Here is a 15,132-nt window from a genome sequence, read left to right on the forward strand (position 1 = left end):
CATCATGCGTGGCGGAAAGTCATTTCCGGTCATCCCGCTGCTGACGGGATTAATGCTGCTCGGCTGGCCCTTCCTGGTGGGCTTTGGGCTGGCGCACAACAGGCTGCACTGGCTGCTGCCGCTGATGGCCGTCCTGCTGCTGTGCCGTTTTAACCAGGCGCGGCGCAACGCCGGGCCGCTGCGCTATGTGATCCAGAGCGTGGCCCTGGTGGGCATCCTCCTCTGTGCGGCAAGCTATCTGCTGAACGCGCACCACTGGCTGCTGCTCTATCCGGTGGTGGTGAACCTGGCCATGCTGGCGGTGTTTGGCGGCTCGCTCTGGACGACGATGCCAATAGTGGAGCGGCTGGCGCGCCTGCGCGACCCCCATCTTCCCCCTGCTGGTGTGCGCTACACCCGCGTCGTGACGCGGGTATGGTGCGGCTTTTTCATTTTTAACGGCAGCGTGGCGCTGTTCACCGTGTTGCATGGGGATATGCGGCTCTGGACGCTGTGGAACGGCATGATCGCCTACATCCTGATGGGAACGTTAATGGCAAGCGAGTGGCTGGTACGTCAGCGGATGATGAAAGATGCATAACCCCCTGCCGCTGAGCCAGTGGCTGAACGCTCCCCGTCCGGACGACACCCCTGTCGCCTGGTCCGGCGATTATCGCTGGACGCTCGGGGAGTTACGCCACGACGTCATCACCCTGACGGCCTCTTTACAACAGCAGGAAGGTGAGCGCTGGGCGCTCTGCTTCGAGGACTGCTATCTGTTTATCGTCGCCCTGCTGGCAACGCTGCATGCGGGCAAAACGCCGGTGCTGCCCGGACACAGCCGGGAATCGCTGCTGGAAGAGCAACAGGCGCTGTTCAGCGGCGTGCTGAGCGACAGGACGCTGAACGTCCGCGGCCCGCTGCAGGTGATCGGCTCTGCCCGCCGCCGTGCCGCCGCCTTTACGCCGCTGCCGGACATCGGGAATACCCGAGCTATCGAGCTGTTCACCTCCGGCTCGACCGGAAAGCCTGAGCGTATTATCAAGACCATCGCCCAGCTCGATGGCGAAGCCCGCCTGCTGGCAGCCCGGTTTGGTGCGCGGCTGCACGGTTGCGCTGTCGTCTCCTCGGTGGTGCCGCAGCATCTCTACGGCCTGACGTTTCGCATCGTGCTGCCGATGGCGCTGGGGCTGGCGCTGCACACGGCGATGCTCACTCATGCCGAGCAGCTGGCGGCGCTCGATCCCACACAGCGCTACCTGTTTATTAGCAGCCCGGCATTTCTGAAGCGGCTCGATCCTGCCCTCACCCCGCCGCCCGTCGCGGTGTTAGTTTCGGCCGGGGGTGTACTGGCGTGGCCGTCGGTCTGCGATACCCACCGCTGGCTGGGATGCTGGCCGGATGAAATTTACGGCAGCAGCGAAACCGGGGTTCTCGCCTGGCGCTATCGTCAGGCAGAGGCAAACCTCTGGCAGCCCTTCCCTGGCGTCACCTTTCACCGCGATAATGAGGCCCTGCGCGTCACCTCGCCGCTTACGGATGCGGACGGCGTGCTGCTCGACGATATTCTGCACTTCGCGGATAACGGTCAGTTCAGCCTCGTCGGCCGCCGGGGCCGGGTGGTGAAAATCGAAGAGAAGCGCATTTCGCTCAATGAGATCGAACAGCGTCTGCTGGCGCTGGAGGGCATCTGCGAAGCGGCGGCGCTGCCTGTCACCCGCGGTGGGCGGCAGGGGATTGGCGTCCTGCTGGTTTTGAGCGACACCGCGCGTCAGCAGCTGCACCAGCGCGGCAGTAAAGCGCAGATCCTCGCCTGGCGACGCGCCCTGCGCCCCTGGCTCGAACCGGTCGCGGTACCCCGCTACTGGCGCATTCTTGATGAAATGCCGGTGAACAGTATGAACAAGCGTGTCTATGCGCAGCTACAGGAGTTATTTGATGAACATCCCTGAGATCGGGCGCCACCAGGCACAGCCTCAGCACCTTGAGATCGTCCTGCATCTCGATCCGGCGCTGTTCTGGTTCCAGGGCCATTTTGCCGTGCAGCCGCTGCTGCCGGGAGTTGCCCAGGTGGACTGGGTGATGCACTACGCCACCACGCTGCTGGCGCCGGAATACCGTTTTCACACTATTCAGCACGTGAAGTTTCAGGCGCCGCTGCTGCCGGAGGCCACCGTGACGCTGGTTCTCGACTGGAACGCGGCGCGCCAGATGCTCACCTTTAGCTATCTGCGGCATGACGGCGAGCTGCGCCACACCGCCAGCAGCGGGAAGATTCGCTTATGCCGTTAACCTTCCGCCCCTGCATCCTCATCCCCTGCTATAACCACGGGGCGATGATGGCAAGCGTGCTGGCCCGCCTGGCGCCGTTTCAGCTGCCGGTGATTGTGGTGGACGACGGCAGCGACGCCAGCACCCGTCAGGCACTGGATCGCCTGGCCGCCGACAATGCGCAGGTAACGCTGGTGCGGCTGACCCACAACAGCGGCAAGGGCGCGGCGGTGATCCGCGGGCTGAAGGTCTGCGCCGGAGCCGGTTTTAGCCATGCGGTACAGGTGGACGCCGACGGCCAGCACGCGCTGGAGGACATTCCCCGGCTGCTGGCGCTGGCCGAACGCCACCCGACAGCGCTTATCTCCGGCCAGCCGCTCTTTGATGATTCGATCCCCCGCTCGCGGCTGTATGGCCGCTGGGTCACTCACGTCTGGGTCTGGATCGAAACGCTCTCATTGCAGCTCAAAGACAGCATGTGCGGCTTTCGGGTCTACCCGGTGGAGGCCACGCTCCAGCTGGCAAACCGCGTCTCCCTCGGTAAGCGAATGGATTTTGACACCGAAGTGATGGTGCGCCTCTACTGGCAGGGCAATACCAGCTATTTTCTGCCCACCCGGGTGACCTACCCTGAGAATGGCCTCTCCCATTTCGATGCCCTGAACGATAACCTGCGCATCTCCTGGATGCATACCCGGCTGTTCCTCGGCATGCTACCGCGTATCCCTTCCCTGCTGTTACGCCCTCGCCGCCAGCACTGGGCGCAGCAGCAGGAGGTCAAAGGTCTCTACGGCATGCGCCTGATGCTGCGGGTCTGGCAGCTGCTTGGCCGCCGGGCGTTTACCCTCCTGCTCTGGCCGGTGATTAGCGTCTACTGGCTGACCGCCCGTCCGGCGCGGCAGGCCTCCCGGCAGTGGATCGCCCGGGTCAGCGAGACGCTGGCGAGACGCCAGCAGCCAAAACCTGCACGCCTGAACAGCGTTTTCCACTTCCTGCGCTTCGGCAACGCCATGCTGGATAAGGTCGCCAGCTGGCAGGGCGAACTCAAACTGGACCGGGACGTGCTATTTGCGCCCGGCGCACGGGAAAAACTCGATCTGACGTCGCCGCAGGGCAAACTGCTACTGGCCTCCCATCTGGGTGACGTTGAAGCGTGCCGCGCCCTGGCCCAGCTTAAAGGGGGCAAAACCATCAACGCGCTGGTGTTCAGCGATAACGCCCAGCGTTTCAAACAGATTATGCAGGAGATGGCGCCCCAGGCCGGGCTGAACCTGATACCGGTGACCGATATTGGCCCGGAAACGGCCATCCTGCTGAAAGAGAAGATTGATCGCGGGGAATGGGTGGCGATCGTTGGAGATCGGATCGCCGTCGATCCGCAGCGCGGCGGAAACTGGCGCGTGGTATGGAGCGATTTTATGGGCCAGCCCGCGCCGTTCCCCGAGGGGCCCTTTGTCCTCGCCTCGCTGATGCGCTGCCCGGTGGTGCTGATCTTCGCCCTGCGCCAGCAGCAGAAGCTGCATATCCACTGCGAAGACTTTGCCGATCCGCTGCTGTTACCGCGCAGCGAGCGCCAGCAGGCGTTACAGCAGACCGTCGACCGTTATGCCCAACGGCTGGAGCACTTTGCGCTGCAGGCTCCGCTCGACTGGTTTAATTTTTTCGATTTCTGGCGTCTGCCGGATGCCCACGAGAAGGAGTAAAGGGTGCTGACCGATCCGCGCTTTACCACTGAAGTAGAGCTGACCGTACCGTTTCACGACGTCGATATGATGGGCGTGGTCTGGCACGGCAACTATTTTCGCTACTTTGAGATAGCCCGCGAGGCGCTGCTCAACCAGTTCGATTATGGCTATCGCCAGATGAAAGCCTCTGGCTATCTCTGGCCGGTGGTGGATACCCGGGTGAAGTACCGCGATGTCCTCACCTTTGAGCAGCGCATCCGCGTCCGGGCCCATATCGAAGAGTTCGAGAACCGCCTGCGCATCGCCTACCAGATTTTTGACGCCACCAGCGGCAAGCGGACCACCACCGGCTACACCATTCAGGTGGCGGTGGAGGAGCAGAGCCGCGAGCTCTGTTTTGTTAGCCCGCCAGTGCTGTTTGAGCGCATGGGAGTGACGCCATGAAGTGGTTACCCCTGCTTGCCCTGCTGGTCAGCCCCTGGGTCAGCGCCGTGACGCTGGATGAATTACAGCAGCGCTTTACCGAACAGCCGGTGGTGCGTGCCCACTTTGAGCAGCTCCGCACCATTAAAGATCTGTCCCAGCCCCTGCGTTCGAACGGCGAAATGCTGATCGCCCGGGATAACGGCCTGCTGTGGGAGCAAAAAGCGCCCTTCCCGATGACCCTGCTGCTGGACGACAACCGGATGGTACAGACCATTAACGGCCAGCCGCCGCAGATCATCACCGCCGATAATAACCCGCAGATGTTCCAGTTCAACCACCTGCTGCGCGCCCTGTTCCAGGCGGATCGCAAGGTGCTGGAGGAGAACTTCCGTATCGACTTTAAGGATCTCGGCAATGGCCGCTGGTCGCTGGTGTTGACCCCGATCACTACGCCGCTGGACAAGATTTTCACCTCACTCGATCTGGGCGGTGAGACCTATCTGGAGTCCATTGTGCTGAACGACAGGCAGGGCGACCGCACCGATATTACCCTTTCCCGCCACCAGCTCACGCCCGCCAGCCTGACCGATGACGAACGCCAACGCTTTGCCGCCCCGTAATGGCCGCCGCCCGGCGCTGATATGGGGAATAATCTGCCTGGCACTGCTGGCGGTACTGCTGACGCTGTTACCCGGGGCGCGGCTGAACAGCAGCGTGCTGGCGATGCTGCCCAAACAGAGCCTGGGCGCCATTCCCCCCGCCCTGAACGACGGTTTTATCCAGCGACTTGACCGCCAGCTGGTGTGGCTGGTCAGCCCCGGTAACGCGCCCGATCCGCAGGTGGCGCAGCAGTGGCTGAGCCTGTTGCAGACATCCGGTTCCCTGCACGCGGTAAAAGGGCCGATGGACGCCGCCGGGCAAAAAGCCTGGGGCGACTTCTTCTGGCAGAATCGTAACGGCCTGATCGACCCTGCCACCCGTGCGCGGCTGCAAAACGGCGGCGAGGCGCAGGCCCAGTGGATTTTGTCCCAGCTTTACTCCGCTTTCTCTGGCGTCAGCGGCAAAGAGCTGCAAAACGACCCGCTGATGCTGATGCGCGGCTCGCAGCTTTCCCTTGCCCAAAACAGCCAGAAACTGCGGCTGATGGACGGCTGGCTGGTAACGAAAGATGAGGCGGGCAATTACTGGTATCTGCTGCACGGCGAGCTGGCCGGTTCGTCGTTCGATATGCAGCAGACCCACCGGCTGGTGACCACGCTTCACGATCTCGAAGGCCAGTTGAAAACGCGTTATCCCCGGGCGCAGCTGCTGTCGCGCGGGACGGTGTTTTACAGTGACTACGCCAGCCAGCAGGCGAAACGGGACGTCTCCACGCTGGGCGTTGCTACCCTCCTGGGCGTGATAGGGCTGATTGTGGCGGTGTTCCGCTCCCTGCGCCCGCTCCTGCTGTGCCTGCTCTCTATCGCTATCGGCGCACTGGCGGGCACGGTGGCGACCCTGCTGCTGTTTGGCGAACTGCATCTGATGACCCTGGTGATGAGTATGGGCATCATCGGCATCTCGGCGGATTACACGCTTTATTACCTGACCGAGCGAATGGTGCACGGCAGGGAACAGTCGCCGTGGCAAAGCCTGGCAAAAGTGCGCAATGCCCTGCTGCTGGCGTTGTTCACCACCGTGGCGGCCTATTTCATCATGATGCTGGCACCCTTCCCGGGTATCCGCCAGATGGCGGTCTTTGCCGCCGCGGGCCTGAGCGGTGCCTGTCTGACGGTGATCTTCTGGCATCCGTGGCTGTGTCGCGGCTTACCGGTGCGCCCGGTGCCGATGAAAACCCTGATGCTGCGCTGGCTGGCGGCCTGGCGCGATAAACGCCTGTCGGTGGGCCTGCCGGTGGCGCTGGCGGTTATCGCCCTTGCGGGGATCGCGACGCTGCGGGTGGACGATGATATCGCCCAGCTTCAGGCCCTGCCGCAGGCGATTCTCGCCCAGGAGAAAGCCATTACCGCCCTGACCGGCCAGCGGGTCGATCAAAAATGGTTCGTGGTCCATGGCGACTCGGCCCAGCAGACCCTGGAGCGGCTGGAGGCGTTTACCCCGGCGCTGGGTCAGGCGCAGCAGGCGGGCGAGCTGACCGCCTGGCGTAGCCTGCCGCTGAACTCGCTGGCGCAACAGGCGCGCGATCTGGCCCTGCTGCACAAGGCGGCGCCGGCGGTGACCGGGGTGCTGCAAAGCGCAGGGCTGACCACCATGTCGCCGGATCTGCGTCCAATGCCGGTGGGGGTTGATGCCTGGCTTGCCAGTCCGGCCAGTGAAGGGTGGCGTCTGCTGTGGCTCACGCTGCCCGGCGGCGAGAGCGGCGTGCTGGTGCCGGTGGATGGGGTGAAAAACAGCCCGGCGCTGGGCAAACTGGCGGAGCAATATCCCGGCGTGGTATGGGTCGATCGCAAGGCCCGTTTTGACAGCCTGTTTGCCCTCTACCGCACCCTGCTGACCGGCCTGCTGGCGGTGGCGCTGGCAACAATCGCCTGTGGCGCGATGCTACGCCTCGGCTGGCGCAAGGGATTGATCACCCTGGTGCCCTCCCTGCTGTCGCTGGGCTGTGGCCTGGCCGCGCTGGCGGCTACGGGCCATCCGGTTAACCTGTTTTCACTCCTGGCGCTGGTGCTGGTCCTCGGCATCGGGATCAACTACACGCTATTCTTCAACAACCCGCGCGGCACGCCGTTAACCTCCCTGCTCGCCATCACCCTGGCGATGATGACCACCCTGCTGACCCTCGGCATGCTGGTCTTCAGCACCACCCAGGCCATCGGCAGCTTCGGGATTGTGCTGGTCAGCGGCATTTTCACCGCCTTTCTGCTGGCTCCGCTGGCGATGCCGGACAAAAATGAGAGACCATGATGATGACCCCTTTTTATCGCGCCGCCCTTCTGATCGGCGCGCTGCTGCTGGCCGGTTGCAGCCATACAGCCCAGAAGCGTGACGATACCCGCCCACAGGCGTGGCTCCAGCCGGGTACCCGGGTGACGCTGCCGCCGCCGGGCATTACCCCGGCGCTCAGTTCCCAGCAGCTGTTGACCGCCAGCGTGAACGGCAATACCCAGTCGCTGCTGGTGATGCTGAACGCCGATGGGCAGAAAGTGACCCTCGCGGGACTCTCGTCGGTGGGGATCCGTTTGTTCCTCGCCACCTATAATGAAACGGGCATCCATACTGAACAGTCGATTGTTGCGCCAGCGCTTCCTCCGGCCAGCCAGGTGCTGGCGGACGTAATGCTTAGCCACTGGCCACTCGACGCCTGGCTGCCGCAGTTGCCTAAAGGCTGGACGTTGAAGGATAAAGGCGACCGGCGTGAGCTGCGCAATGGTGACGGCAAGCTGGTGACGGAGATTATCTACCTGCAGCGCAAAGGCAAGCGCATGCCGATTAGCATCGAACAGCACGTGTTCCACTACCACATCACCATTCAATATCTGGATGACTGAGATGATCTACATTTCTGCCGTTGGCCTGCTCAACGCCCTGGGCAACGCACCTGATGAGATTGCCGCCAACCTGACGCGCGGCGTGGCGCCCGGCATGCGGCTGCGCAGCGGCTGGTTACCGGGTCAGGAGGCGGTGCTGGGGGGTGTCGATGCCGAACTGCCCGCGATCCCGGACCGCTTTGCCCGCCACCGCTCGCGTAATAATCAGCTTCTGCTGGCGGCGCTGGCGCAGATCCAGCCTGCGGTGGACGAGGCCATTGCCCGCTACGGTCGCGACCGGGTGGCGGTGGTGCTCGGCACCAGCACCTCCGGGCTCGATGAGGGCGACACGCATGTGCGCCTGTCGATGGCCGGCGAAGCGAGTCCCCACTGGCGCTACGCGCAGCAGGAGCTGGGCGATCCGTCGCGCTTTCTGGCGAACTGGCTGGATCTTGACGGCCCGGCCTGGACGCTCTCGACCGCCTGCTCCTCCAGCGCGCGGGCGATGATAAGCGGACGTCGGCTGATTGATTCCGGGCTGGTGGATGTCGCGCTTGTCGGCGGCGCCGATACGCTGAGCCGGATGCCGGTAAACGGTTTTAACAGCCTCGAATCCCTTTCCACCACCTTGTGCGAGCCCTTTGGCCGCGACCGCCGGGGGATCACCATTGGCGAAGCGGCGGCGCTGATGCTGCTCACCCGGGAGCCGCAGCCGGTGGCGCTGCTGGGCAGCGGCGAGTCGAGCGATGCGTACCATATTTCTGCCCCCCATCCGCAGGGCGAAGGGGCCATTAACGCCATTAACCAGGCGCTACACGACGCCGGAATGACGCCGGATGACGTGGGCTACATCAATCTGCACGGCACGGCGACGCCGCTCAATGACCAGATCGAATCCCGGGTGATCCACGACCTGTTTGGCGAGGCGGTGCCCTGCAGTTCAACCAAGCACCTGACCGGGCATACGCTGGGCGCGGCGGGGATCACCGAGGCGGCGCTGAGCTGGCTGATTTTAACCCGCGGCCTGCCCCTGCCCGCCCAGGATTTCAGCCGCTATGCGCCGGACCTGACCCTTGCACCCTGCGGCGTGCTGCATCAGCCAGGGACGCTGCAAAAACCGGTGATTTTGTCTAATTCGTTCGCCTTTGGCGGCAATAACGCCAGTATTCTGCTCGGGAGAGTGTCATGAGCTATTTATTACCGGCAGACTACCTGCCCCACGATGCCCCCATGCTGCTGCTGGAATCGGTCGAGAGCGTCAGCGCCGACACCGCCGTCTGTCGGGTCAGCGTCACGCCCGAGGGGGTGCTGGCGCCATTTTTGAATACCGAAGGCGATCTACCGGGCTGGTACGCCCTTGAGCTGATGGCCCAGACCGTTGGCATCTGGTCTGGCTGGCACCGTGAACAGAAGGGCCAGGAGAGCAGTTCGCTCGGCATGATACTGGGCGCGCGGGAGCTGGTCTGTGCCGCGGGGCGCTTTCCGGCCCGTAGCGTGTTAACCATCACCGCCACGCTGCTGATGGAAGATGAGCGCTTCAGCAGCTTCGAGTGCCTCATCACCGCCCATGGCGACACGCTGGCGACCGGGCGCGTCAATACCTTCCAGCCCAGCCAGCAGGAGCTGGCATCACTGTTTAAACCAGGAGTGAATCCATGAGTCGTTCTGTTCTGGTCACCGGCGCCAGCAAAGGCATTGGCCGGGCTATCGCCCTTAAACTGGCCGCGGACGGGTTTACCGTCGGCGTGCATTACCACCGCGACGCCGCAGGTGCCGGGGCCACCCTGGAGGCGATCGAACAGGCCGGCGGAAACGGGCGTCTGCTGGCGTTTGACGTGGGCGACCGGGCGCAGTGCCGTGAGGTGCTGGAGGAGGATATGGCGACGCATGGCCCCTGGTATGGCCTGGTAAGTAACGCCGGCATCGCCCGGGATGGCGCGTTTCCGGCGCTCAGCGACGAGGACTGGGACAGCGTGATCCACACTAACCTCGACAGCTTTTACAACGTCATTCATCCCTGCATGATGCCCATGATCGCTGCCCGTCAGGGTGGACGGATTATTACGCTGTCGTCGGTTTCCGGGGTGATGGGCAACCGCGGCCAGGTGAACTACAGCGCGGCCAAAGCCGGCATCATCGGCGCCACCAAAGCCCTGGCGGTGGAGCTGGCGAAGCGCAAAATCACCGTCAACTGCATCGCGCCTGGGCTGATTGATACCGGAATGATCGAGATGGAAGAGGCCGCGCTGAAAGAGGCGATGGCCGCGATCCCGATGAAACGGATGGGTCAGGCGGACGAGGTGGCCGGGCTTGCCAGCTACCTGATGTCGGATATCGCGGGCTATGTGACCCGCCAGGTTATCTCCATTAACGGGGGAATGTTATGACGCGTCGGGTGGTGATCACAGGCATGGGCGGCGTCACCGCCTTTGGGGAAACGTGGGCATCGGTTGCTGCCCGCTTACGTGAATACAAAAACGCGGTGCGCAGGATGCCGGAGTGGACGGTCTATGACGGCCTGCACACCCTGCTGGCCGCGCCGATCGATGATTTTACCCTGCCGGATCACTACACCCGCAAGCGCATCCGCGCCATGGGTCGCGTGTCGCTGCTGTCGACCCGCGCCACCGAACTGGCCCTGGCGCAGGCGGGGCTGCTTGACGATCCGATTCTTACCCAGGGTGAAACCGGCATTGCCTATGGCTCGTCCACCGGCAGCACCGGCCCGGTCAGCGAATTCGCCACCATGCTCACCGAGAAGCACACCAACAACATCACCGGCACCACCTACGTGCAGATGATGCCCCACACCACGGCGGTGAACACCGGCCTGTTCTTCGGCCTGCGCGGGCGGGTGATCCCCACCTCCAGCGCCTGTACCTCCGGCAGCCAGGCGATTGGCTATGCCTGGGAAGCCATCCGCCACGGTTATCAGACGGTGATGGTGGCAGGCGGTGCCGAAGAGCTTTGCCCGTCGGAAGCGGCGGTGTTCGATACCCTTTTCGCCACCAGCCAGCGCAACGACGCGCCGGATGCCACCCCCTCACCCTTTGATGTGCAACGCGACGGGCTGGTGATTGGTGAAGGGGCAGGTACCCTGATTCTGGAAGAGCTGGAGCATGCGAAGGCGCGCGGCGCCACCATCTACGGCGAAATTGTCGGTTTCGCCACCAACTGCGACGCGTCGCATATCACCCAGCCGCAGCGGGAAACTATGCAGATCTGCATGGAGAAGTCGCTGAAGATTGCCGGGCTGAGCCCGCAGGATATGGGCTATATTTCGGCGCACGGCACCGCCACCGACCGGGGCGATATCGCCGAAAGTCTGGCCACCGCCGCGGTGTTCGGCGACAGTGTGCCAATTTCATCGTTAAAGAGCTATTTCGGCCATACCCTGGGGGCCTGTGGCGCGCTGGAGGCGTGGATGAGCCTGCAGATGATGCGTGAGGGCTGGTTCGCCCCGACCATCAATTTAAGAGAACCGGACGAGCAATGCGGCACGTTAGATTATATTATGGGTGAAGCCCGTCACATTGACTGCGAATATATTCAAAGTAATAACTTCGCGTTCGGCGGCATTAATACTTCCATAATCATTAAACGCTGGGCGTGACTATGTACCAGTTTCTTCTGGGAAAGATTTCTACCCTCAGCGCTGACTCTCTGGCGTCAGCGCTTTCTGAGCAGGCGCCGCAGGGCGCGCGCCGACTCCCCTGGCTGGCTGGCCGGGCGCTGCTCGCCCGGGCCTTATCGCCCGCCCCGGTACCGGAAATTGTCTTCGGTGAACAGGGCAAACCGGCCTTCGTCGATGCCAGACCCTATTGGTTTAACCTGAGCCACAGCGGGGACGATATCGCCCTGCTGTTAAGCGACGAAGGCGAAGTGGGCTGCGATATCGAAGTGATCCGTCCGCGGGATAACTGGCAGGCGCTGGCTAACGCCGTCTTTAGCCTCGCCGAACATGATGAGCTGGAGCGGGAGGCACCTGAGGCAAAACTGTCGGCCTTCTGGCGCATCTGGACGCGTAAAGAGGCGATCGTCAAACAGCGCGGCGGCAGCGCCTGGCAGATTGTCAGTATCGACAGCACCTTAAGATCGGCGCTCTGCGTCAGCCACTTTCAGCGCGGCGAACTCAGCCTTGCGGTCTGTACGCCAACGCCCTTCACCCTCCATAACGGCGCACTTCAGCTTCTGTAACCCGCTTATTTCAAATTATTCGGAAAGTCTGCCGGCAGCTCGCTGGCAGCACAGTCAATGACAGCATCGTTATTGGCACCGCAGTCGCGCACAAAGGTAATGGTGGCGAACTCATCAATGACCTCGGTTGGGTAGGCCGGGCCCGCCTCGCGATAAGAGACCATCAGCGGAATATGATCGTTCTGGAAGCAGACGGTTTTTTCCGGGTTATTCATCACCCAACGCGGGAAGAAGATCGTGCCGTGGAACAGCTTGTCGCCGAGGTTCACAATCAGGCTCACATCGGTACCGGTCGGTTCAGTCCACGAAATTTTATAAATACTCTCGCCCACACGAACGATATAAGCCTGCTGATCTTTTACCCAACGGTTTGCCACGATCCCGCTATGAATACGGTAGTCGAGCGTCTGCTCGTTTTTGACATAAATTTCGTAGTTCCAGCCGTTATCGTAGGTATATACCAAATGTTTGCCGACGAAACCGCTCAAATCATGTTTATCAAACTGGCTCATAATCTTTCTCCTCTGTTTCAATGAGCCCATCTTACGCCTGCAAAAATTGGATGAATAACGCTATGATTTAATCAAATTCATCCAAAAATTAGATTAGTTATGCACAAAACTACCCTTGAGCAGTGGTCGCTGCTGGAACGCGTCGTTGAGTTGGGCAGCTTTGCCCGCGCCGCAGAGGAGACGCATCGCAGCCAATCTTCCGTCAGTTATAACCTGGCATTGTTGCAGGAGCGGCTGGGCGTGGCGCTTCTGGTCCAGGTGGGGCGTAAGGCGGTGCTGACCCCGGAAGGAGAGCTGCTGTTAAATCAGGTCAAACCGCTGCTAAACGCCTTTACCCTGCTGGAGACGCGCGCCACGACGCTACGCAACGGGATGCGTACCCGACTGGATGTGGTGGTGGACAGCATTTTCCCTCGCCGTCATCTGTTTGCCATTCTGCGCCAGTTTCAACAGCGCTATCCGCAAACCGAGGTGCATCTGACCGAAATACTTGAGAACACCGGCGAGGCGCTGGCCCAGAGCGAAGCCGACGTGATGGTGCTAACCCGCCGCCAGGATGTGACCGGGCGCGGCGAGTGGTTGATGAATATCGACTTTGTCGCCGTGGCGCATCGGGAACATCCGCTGTTTGAACACGACACGCCGCTCACTGATGAAATGCTACGCTCCTGGCCACTCATCCAGATCGCCGGGCAGAACTACGCCGCGCCTCCCGGCGGCGAAGCCTGGACCTTCTCCACCATCGACGCCGCTATCGATGCGGTGATGTATCAGGTGGGGTATGGCTGGCTGCCGGAAGAGCGAATTCAGCAACAGCTGGAAACCGGTGTGCTAAAAACGGTGCCCCTGAGCCACGGCACGCGCCGTGCTACACCGCTGCATCTGATTGTAAAACGCACGCTCGCCCCGCTCGACGAACAGGTGGAAACCTTACTGCACCTCTTCAGCCAGCCGTCGCAAAGGTGAACTGCTACGCTTAATGGTCTGAACTTCAAATATGACAAGGAGCAGACCGTGAAAATCGATCTTACGGGAAAAGTGGCGTTAGTGACCGCCTCCACAGGCGGCATTGGCTTCGCCATTGCCAGAGGGCTGGCGGAGAGCGGTGCAGAGGTGATTGTCAACGGACGCAGCGTCGACTCGGTCAACCGGGGCATCCAGCAGCTGCAGCAGCAGATACCGGGCGTTCAGGTGCGGGCTGCCATTGCCGACCTCAGTTCGCAGGAAGGGGTGGATGCTCTGCTCCGGGTCGCTTCGGGCGTCGATATCCTCGTCAACAATGCCGGGATCTACGGCCCTCAGGATTTTTACGCTACCGACGACGAGACCTGGAATCACTACTGGCAAACCAACGTGATGTCCGGTGTACGGCTATCGCGCGCCCTGCTGCCCGGCATGGTGCAAAAAGGCTGGGGCCGGGTGGTCTTTATCTCCTCCGAGTCGGCCTGCAATATTCCGGCGGACATGATCCACTATGGGGTCACCAAAACCGCCCAGCTCTCTCTGGCGCGCGGTCTGGCAAAGTTTGTCGCCGGGAGTGGCGTCACCGTGAACAGCGTCCTGCCTGGCCCGACGATGTCGGACGGCTTTGCTGAGATGATGAAAGACGAAATAGAGAAAACCGGCAAGTCCCTGGAGACGCTGGCAAAAGAGTTCGTGATGGCCAATCGCCCAAGCTCGGTGATCCAGCGAGCCGCCACGGTAGACGAAGTGGCGAACATGGTGGTTTACGTCTGTTCCCAGCAGGCATCCGCCACCTCCGGCGCGGCGCTGCGCGTGGATGGCGGCGTGGTGGACGATATTATCTAGCGCTGCCGATGGCTACCCGTCCGCTGGCGGGTGGCATCTGACGCTAAAGCAGGTAAACTGAGGACAGAATGTGAATTTACGCTAAGACTCTGTTATGACCAATATGATTGCCGATGAGGCGATGGCAAAATCCAGCGTCCTCTCCGTGTTCGACTTTGATGGCACGCTGACCCATCACGACAGCTTTATCCCCTTCTTACGCTTTGCGTTCGGTAAGCGCTACTTTGCCGGTCGCCTGGTGCGGATGGCCTTGCCCACCATTCACTGCGTACGCCGCAAGCTGACCCGTGATGAACTGAAAGAGGTGCTGATCAAAACCTTCCTGACCGGCGTGGATGAGCACTGGCTGCGTGAGCAGGCAGAGCGGTTCTGCGAAAAGTACTGGGATAAACTGATGCGCCCCCAGGGGGTGCTGGCGGTGGCGGCGGAAGTCAACTCCGGCGCGGAAGTGACCATCTGCTCTGCCTCGCCGGCGCTGGTGTTGCAGCCATGGGCCGACAAGCTCGGCATTAAGCTTATCGGTACCCAACTGGAGGTGAAAGAGGGCAAGCTGACCGGGCGGATCACCGGCCATAACTGCCGCTGTGCGCAGAAGGTGGCCCGGCTGGAGAGCGTGTACGGCAGCCTGACCAATTACCACGTGCGCGCCTGGGGCGACACCCGGGGCGACCACGAGCTGCTGGCGGCGGCGCAGGATCCGCACTGGCGCCATTTCCATCCGCCGCGCGCGCGCCGCAATTCACCGATCAAGCCGTAAAAGATGCCGGGTGTTGTAGGCCCGGCAAG

General features: G+C 62.0%; 17 protein-coding genes. 16 read left to right on the forward strand and 1 reads right to left on the reverse strand.

Going from position 1 to position 15,132, the window contains the following annotated elements:
- Positions 1-4: 4 nt before the first annotated feature.
- The 13 genes from GNG29_RS21630 to acpT are packed head-to-tail and all read left to right on the forward strand — an operon-like array spanning position 5 to position 12,025.
- Positions 5-580: a hypothetical protein gene (locus GNG29_RS21630; RefSeq protein ID WP_156655329.1), complete on the forward strand. Its 576-nt coding sequence runs from the start codon at positions 5-7 to the stop codon at positions 578-580.
- Positions 573-1,931, forward strand: coding sequence for an AMP-binding protein (locus tag GNG29_RS21635; protein WP_156655330.1), 1,359 nt, complete (start codon positions 573-575; stop codon positions 1,929-1,931). The genes GNG29_RS21630 and GNG29_RS21635 overlap by 8 nt, the downstream gene beginning before the upstream one ends.
- Positions 1,918-2,271 (forward strand): hydroxymyristoyl-ACP dehydratase, encoded by a 354-nt coding sequence (locus GNG29_RS21640; protein WP_156655331.1) that lies wholly within the window; start codon positions 1,918-1,920, stop codon positions 2,269-2,271. The genes GNG29_RS21635 and GNG29_RS21640 overlap by 14 nt, the downstream gene beginning before the upstream one ends.
- Positions 2,262-3,953, forward strand: a complete 1,692-nt coding sequence (locus GNG29_RS21645; RefSeq protein ID WP_156655332.1) for a glycosyltransferase — start codon at positions 2,262-2,264, stop codon at positions 3,951-3,953. Before GNG29_RS21640 ends, GNG29_RS21645 begins: the two co-directional genes overlap by 10 nt.
- A 3-nt stretch (positions 3,954-3,956) precedes the next feature.
- Complete coding sequence (locus GNG29_RS21650; protein WP_156655333.1) at positions 3,957-4,379, forward strand: thioesterase family protein; 423 nt, start codon at positions 3,957-3,959, stop codon at positions 4,377-4,379.
- The gene (locus GNG29_RS21655; RefSeq protein ID WP_156655334.1) at positions 4,376-4,981 is read left to right on the forward strand and encodes an outer membrane lipoprotein carrier protein LolA; all 606 of its coding nucleotides are present in this window, start codon (positions 4,376-4,378) and stop codon (positions 4,979-4,981) included. The genes GNG29_RS21650 and GNG29_RS21655 overlap by 4 nt, the downstream gene beginning before the upstream one ends.
- Positions 4,950-7,265, forward strand: a complete 2,316-nt coding sequence (locus GNG29_RS21660) for an MMPL family transporter (protein ID WP_156655335.1) — start codon at positions 4,950-4,952, stop codon at positions 7,263-7,265. Before GNG29_RS21655 ends, GNG29_RS21660 begins: the two co-directional genes overlap by 32 nt.
- A 2-nt stretch (positions 7,266-7,267) precedes the next feature.
- The gene (locus GNG29_RS21665) at positions 7,268-7,849 is read left to right on the forward strand and encodes a DUF3261 domain-containing protein (protein WP_156655518.1); all 582 of its coding nucleotides are present in this window, start codon (positions 7,268-7,270) and stop codon (positions 7,847-7,849) included.
- 1 nt (position 7,850) lies between these two features.
- Positions 7,851-9,017: a beta-ketoacyl-[acyl-carrier-protein] synthase family protein gene (locus tag GNG29_RS21670; RefSeq protein ID WP_156655336.1), complete on the forward strand. Its 1,167-nt coding sequence runs from the start codon at positions 7,851-7,853 to the stop codon at positions 9,015-9,017.
- Positions 9,014-9,487: a 3-hydroxy-fatty acyl-ACP dehydratase gene (locus GNG29_RS21675; RefSeq protein WP_156655337.1), complete on the forward strand. Its 474-nt coding sequence runs from the start codon at positions 9,014-9,016 to the stop codon at positions 9,485-9,487. The genes GNG29_RS21670 and GNG29_RS21675 overlap by 4 nt, the downstream gene beginning before the upstream one ends.
- On the forward strand, positions 9,484-10,215 hold the full coding sequence (locus tag GNG29_RS21680; RefSeq protein ID WP_156655338.1) for a 3-ketoacyl-ACP reductase FabG2: 732 nt from the start codon (positions 9,484-9,486) through the stop codon (positions 10,213-10,215). Before GNG29_RS21675 ends, GNG29_RS21680 begins: the two co-directional genes overlap by 4 nt.
- Positions 10,212-11,441: a beta-ketoacyl-ACP synthase gene (locus GNG29_RS21685; RefSeq protein WP_156655339.1), complete on the forward strand. Its 1,230-nt coding sequence runs from the start codon at positions 10,212-10,214 to the stop codon at positions 11,439-11,441. Before GNG29_RS21680 ends, GNG29_RS21685 begins: the two co-directional genes overlap by 4 nt.
- A gap of 2 nt (positions 11,442-11,443) precedes the next feature.
- Complete coding sequence (acpT, locus tag GNG29_RS21690) at positions 11,444-12,025, forward strand: 4'-phosphopantetheinyl transferase AcpT (protein WP_103177378.1); 582 nt, start codon at positions 11,444-11,446, stop codon at positions 12,023-12,025.
- Between the two features lie 5 nt (positions 12,026-12,030).
- Here acpT and GNG29_RS21695 read toward each other — a convergent pair whose 3' ends face one another.
- Positions 12,031-12,537, reverse strand: a complete 507-nt coding sequence (locus GNG29_RS21695) for a phenolic acid decarboxylase (protein WP_103177379.1) — start codon at positions 12,535-12,537, stop codon at positions 12,031-12,033.
- Positions 12,538-12,636: 99 nt separating this feature from the next.
- Between GNG29_RS21695 and GNG29_RS21700 the strand changes: the two genes are divergently transcribed.
- From GNG29_RS21700 to GNG29_RS21710, 3 genes are all read left to right on the forward strand, one after another.
- A complete protein-coding gene (locus GNG29_RS21700) occupies positions 12,637-13,503 on the forward strand; it encodes a LysR family transcriptional regulator (RefSeq protein ID WP_103177380.1) in 867 nt (288 codons plus the stop codon).
- A gap of 48 nt (positions 13,504-13,551) precedes the next feature.
- Positions 13,552-14,346 carry an SDR family NAD(P)-dependent oxidoreductase gene (locus tag GNG29_RS21705; protein WP_103177381.1) on the forward strand — a complete coding sequence of 265 codons (795 nt, stop codon included), beginning with the start codon at positions 13,552-13,554 and terminating at the stop codon, positions 14,344-14,346.
- A gap of 94 nt (positions 14,347-14,440) precedes the next feature.
- On the forward strand, positions 14,441-15,103 hold the full coding sequence (locus tag GNG29_RS21710; RefSeq protein ID WP_103177382.1) for an HAD family hydrolase: 663 nt from the start codon (positions 14,441-14,443) through the stop codon (positions 15,101-15,103).
- The last annotated feature ends 29 nt before the right edge of the window (positions 15,104-15,132 follow it).

The organism is Leclercia sp. Colony189, assembly GCF_009740165.1.
In the GTDB taxonomy this organism is placed as follows: Bacteria; Pseudomonadota; Gammaproteobacteria; order Enterobacterales; family Enterobacteriaceae; genus Enterobacter.

Bases quoted from the DNA above. Each gene is read 5' to 3' on its own strand.
- GNG29_RS21685 (WP_156655339.1), top strand. From the start codon at position 10,212: ATGACGCGTCGGGTGGTGATCACAGGCATGGGCGGCGTCACCGCCTTT.
- GNG29_RS21695 (WP_103177379.1), bottom strand. From the start codon at position 12,537: ATGAGCCAGTTTGATAAACATGATTTGAGCGGTTTCGTCGGCAAACAT.
- GNG29_RS21645 (WP_156655332.1), top strand. From the start codon at position 2,262: ATGCCGTTAACCTTCCGCCCCTGCATCCTCATCCCCTGCTATAACCAC.
- acpT (WP_103177378.1), top strand. From the start codon at position 11,444: ATGTACCAGTTTCTTCTGGGAAAGATTTCTACCCTCAGCGCTGACTCT.
- GNG29_RS21670 (WP_156655336.1), top strand. From the start codon at position 7,851: ATGATCTACATTTCTGCCGTTGGCCTGCTCAACGCCCTGGGCAACGCA.
- GNG29_RS21660 (WP_156655335.1), top strand. From the start codon at position 4,950: ATGACGAACGCCAACGCTTTGCCGCCCCGTAATGGCCGCCGCCCGGCG.
- GNG29_RS21700 (WP_103177380.1), top strand. From the start codon at position 12,637: ATGCACAAAACTACCCTTGAGCAGTGGTCGCTGCTGGAACGCGTCGTT.
- GNG29_RS21675 (WP_156655337.1), top strand. From the start codon at position 9,014: ATGAGCTATTTATTACCGGCAGACTACCTGCCCCACGATGCCCCCATG.
- GNG29_RS21635 (WP_156655330.1), top strand. From the start codon at position 573: ATGCATAACCCCCTGCCGCTGAGCCAGTGGCTGAACGCTCCCCGTCCG.
- GNG29_RS21655 (WP_156655334.1), top strand. From the start codon at position 4,376: ATGAAGTGGTTACCCCTGCTTGCCCTGCTGGTCAGCCCCTGGGTCAGC.
- GNG29_RS21710 (WP_103177382.1), top strand. From the start codon at position 14,441: ATGACCAATATGATTGCCGATGAGGCGATGGCAAAATCCAGCGTCCTC.
- GNG29_RS21640 (WP_156655331.1), top strand. From the start codon at position 1,918: ATGAACATCCCTGAGATCGGGCGCCACCAGGCACAGCCTCAGCACCTT.
- GNG29_RS21665 (WP_156655518.1), top strand. From the start codon at position 7,268: ATGACCCCTTTTTATCGCGCCGCCCTTCTGATCGGCGCGCTGCTGCTG.
- GNG29_RS21680 (WP_156655338.1), top strand. From the start codon at position 9,484: ATGAGTCGTTCTGTTCTGGTCACCGGCGCCAGCAAAGGCATTGGCCGG.
- GNG29_RS21630 (WP_156655329.1), top strand. From the start codon at position 5: ATGCGTGGCGGAAAGTCATTTCCGGTCATCCCGCTGCTGACGGGATTA.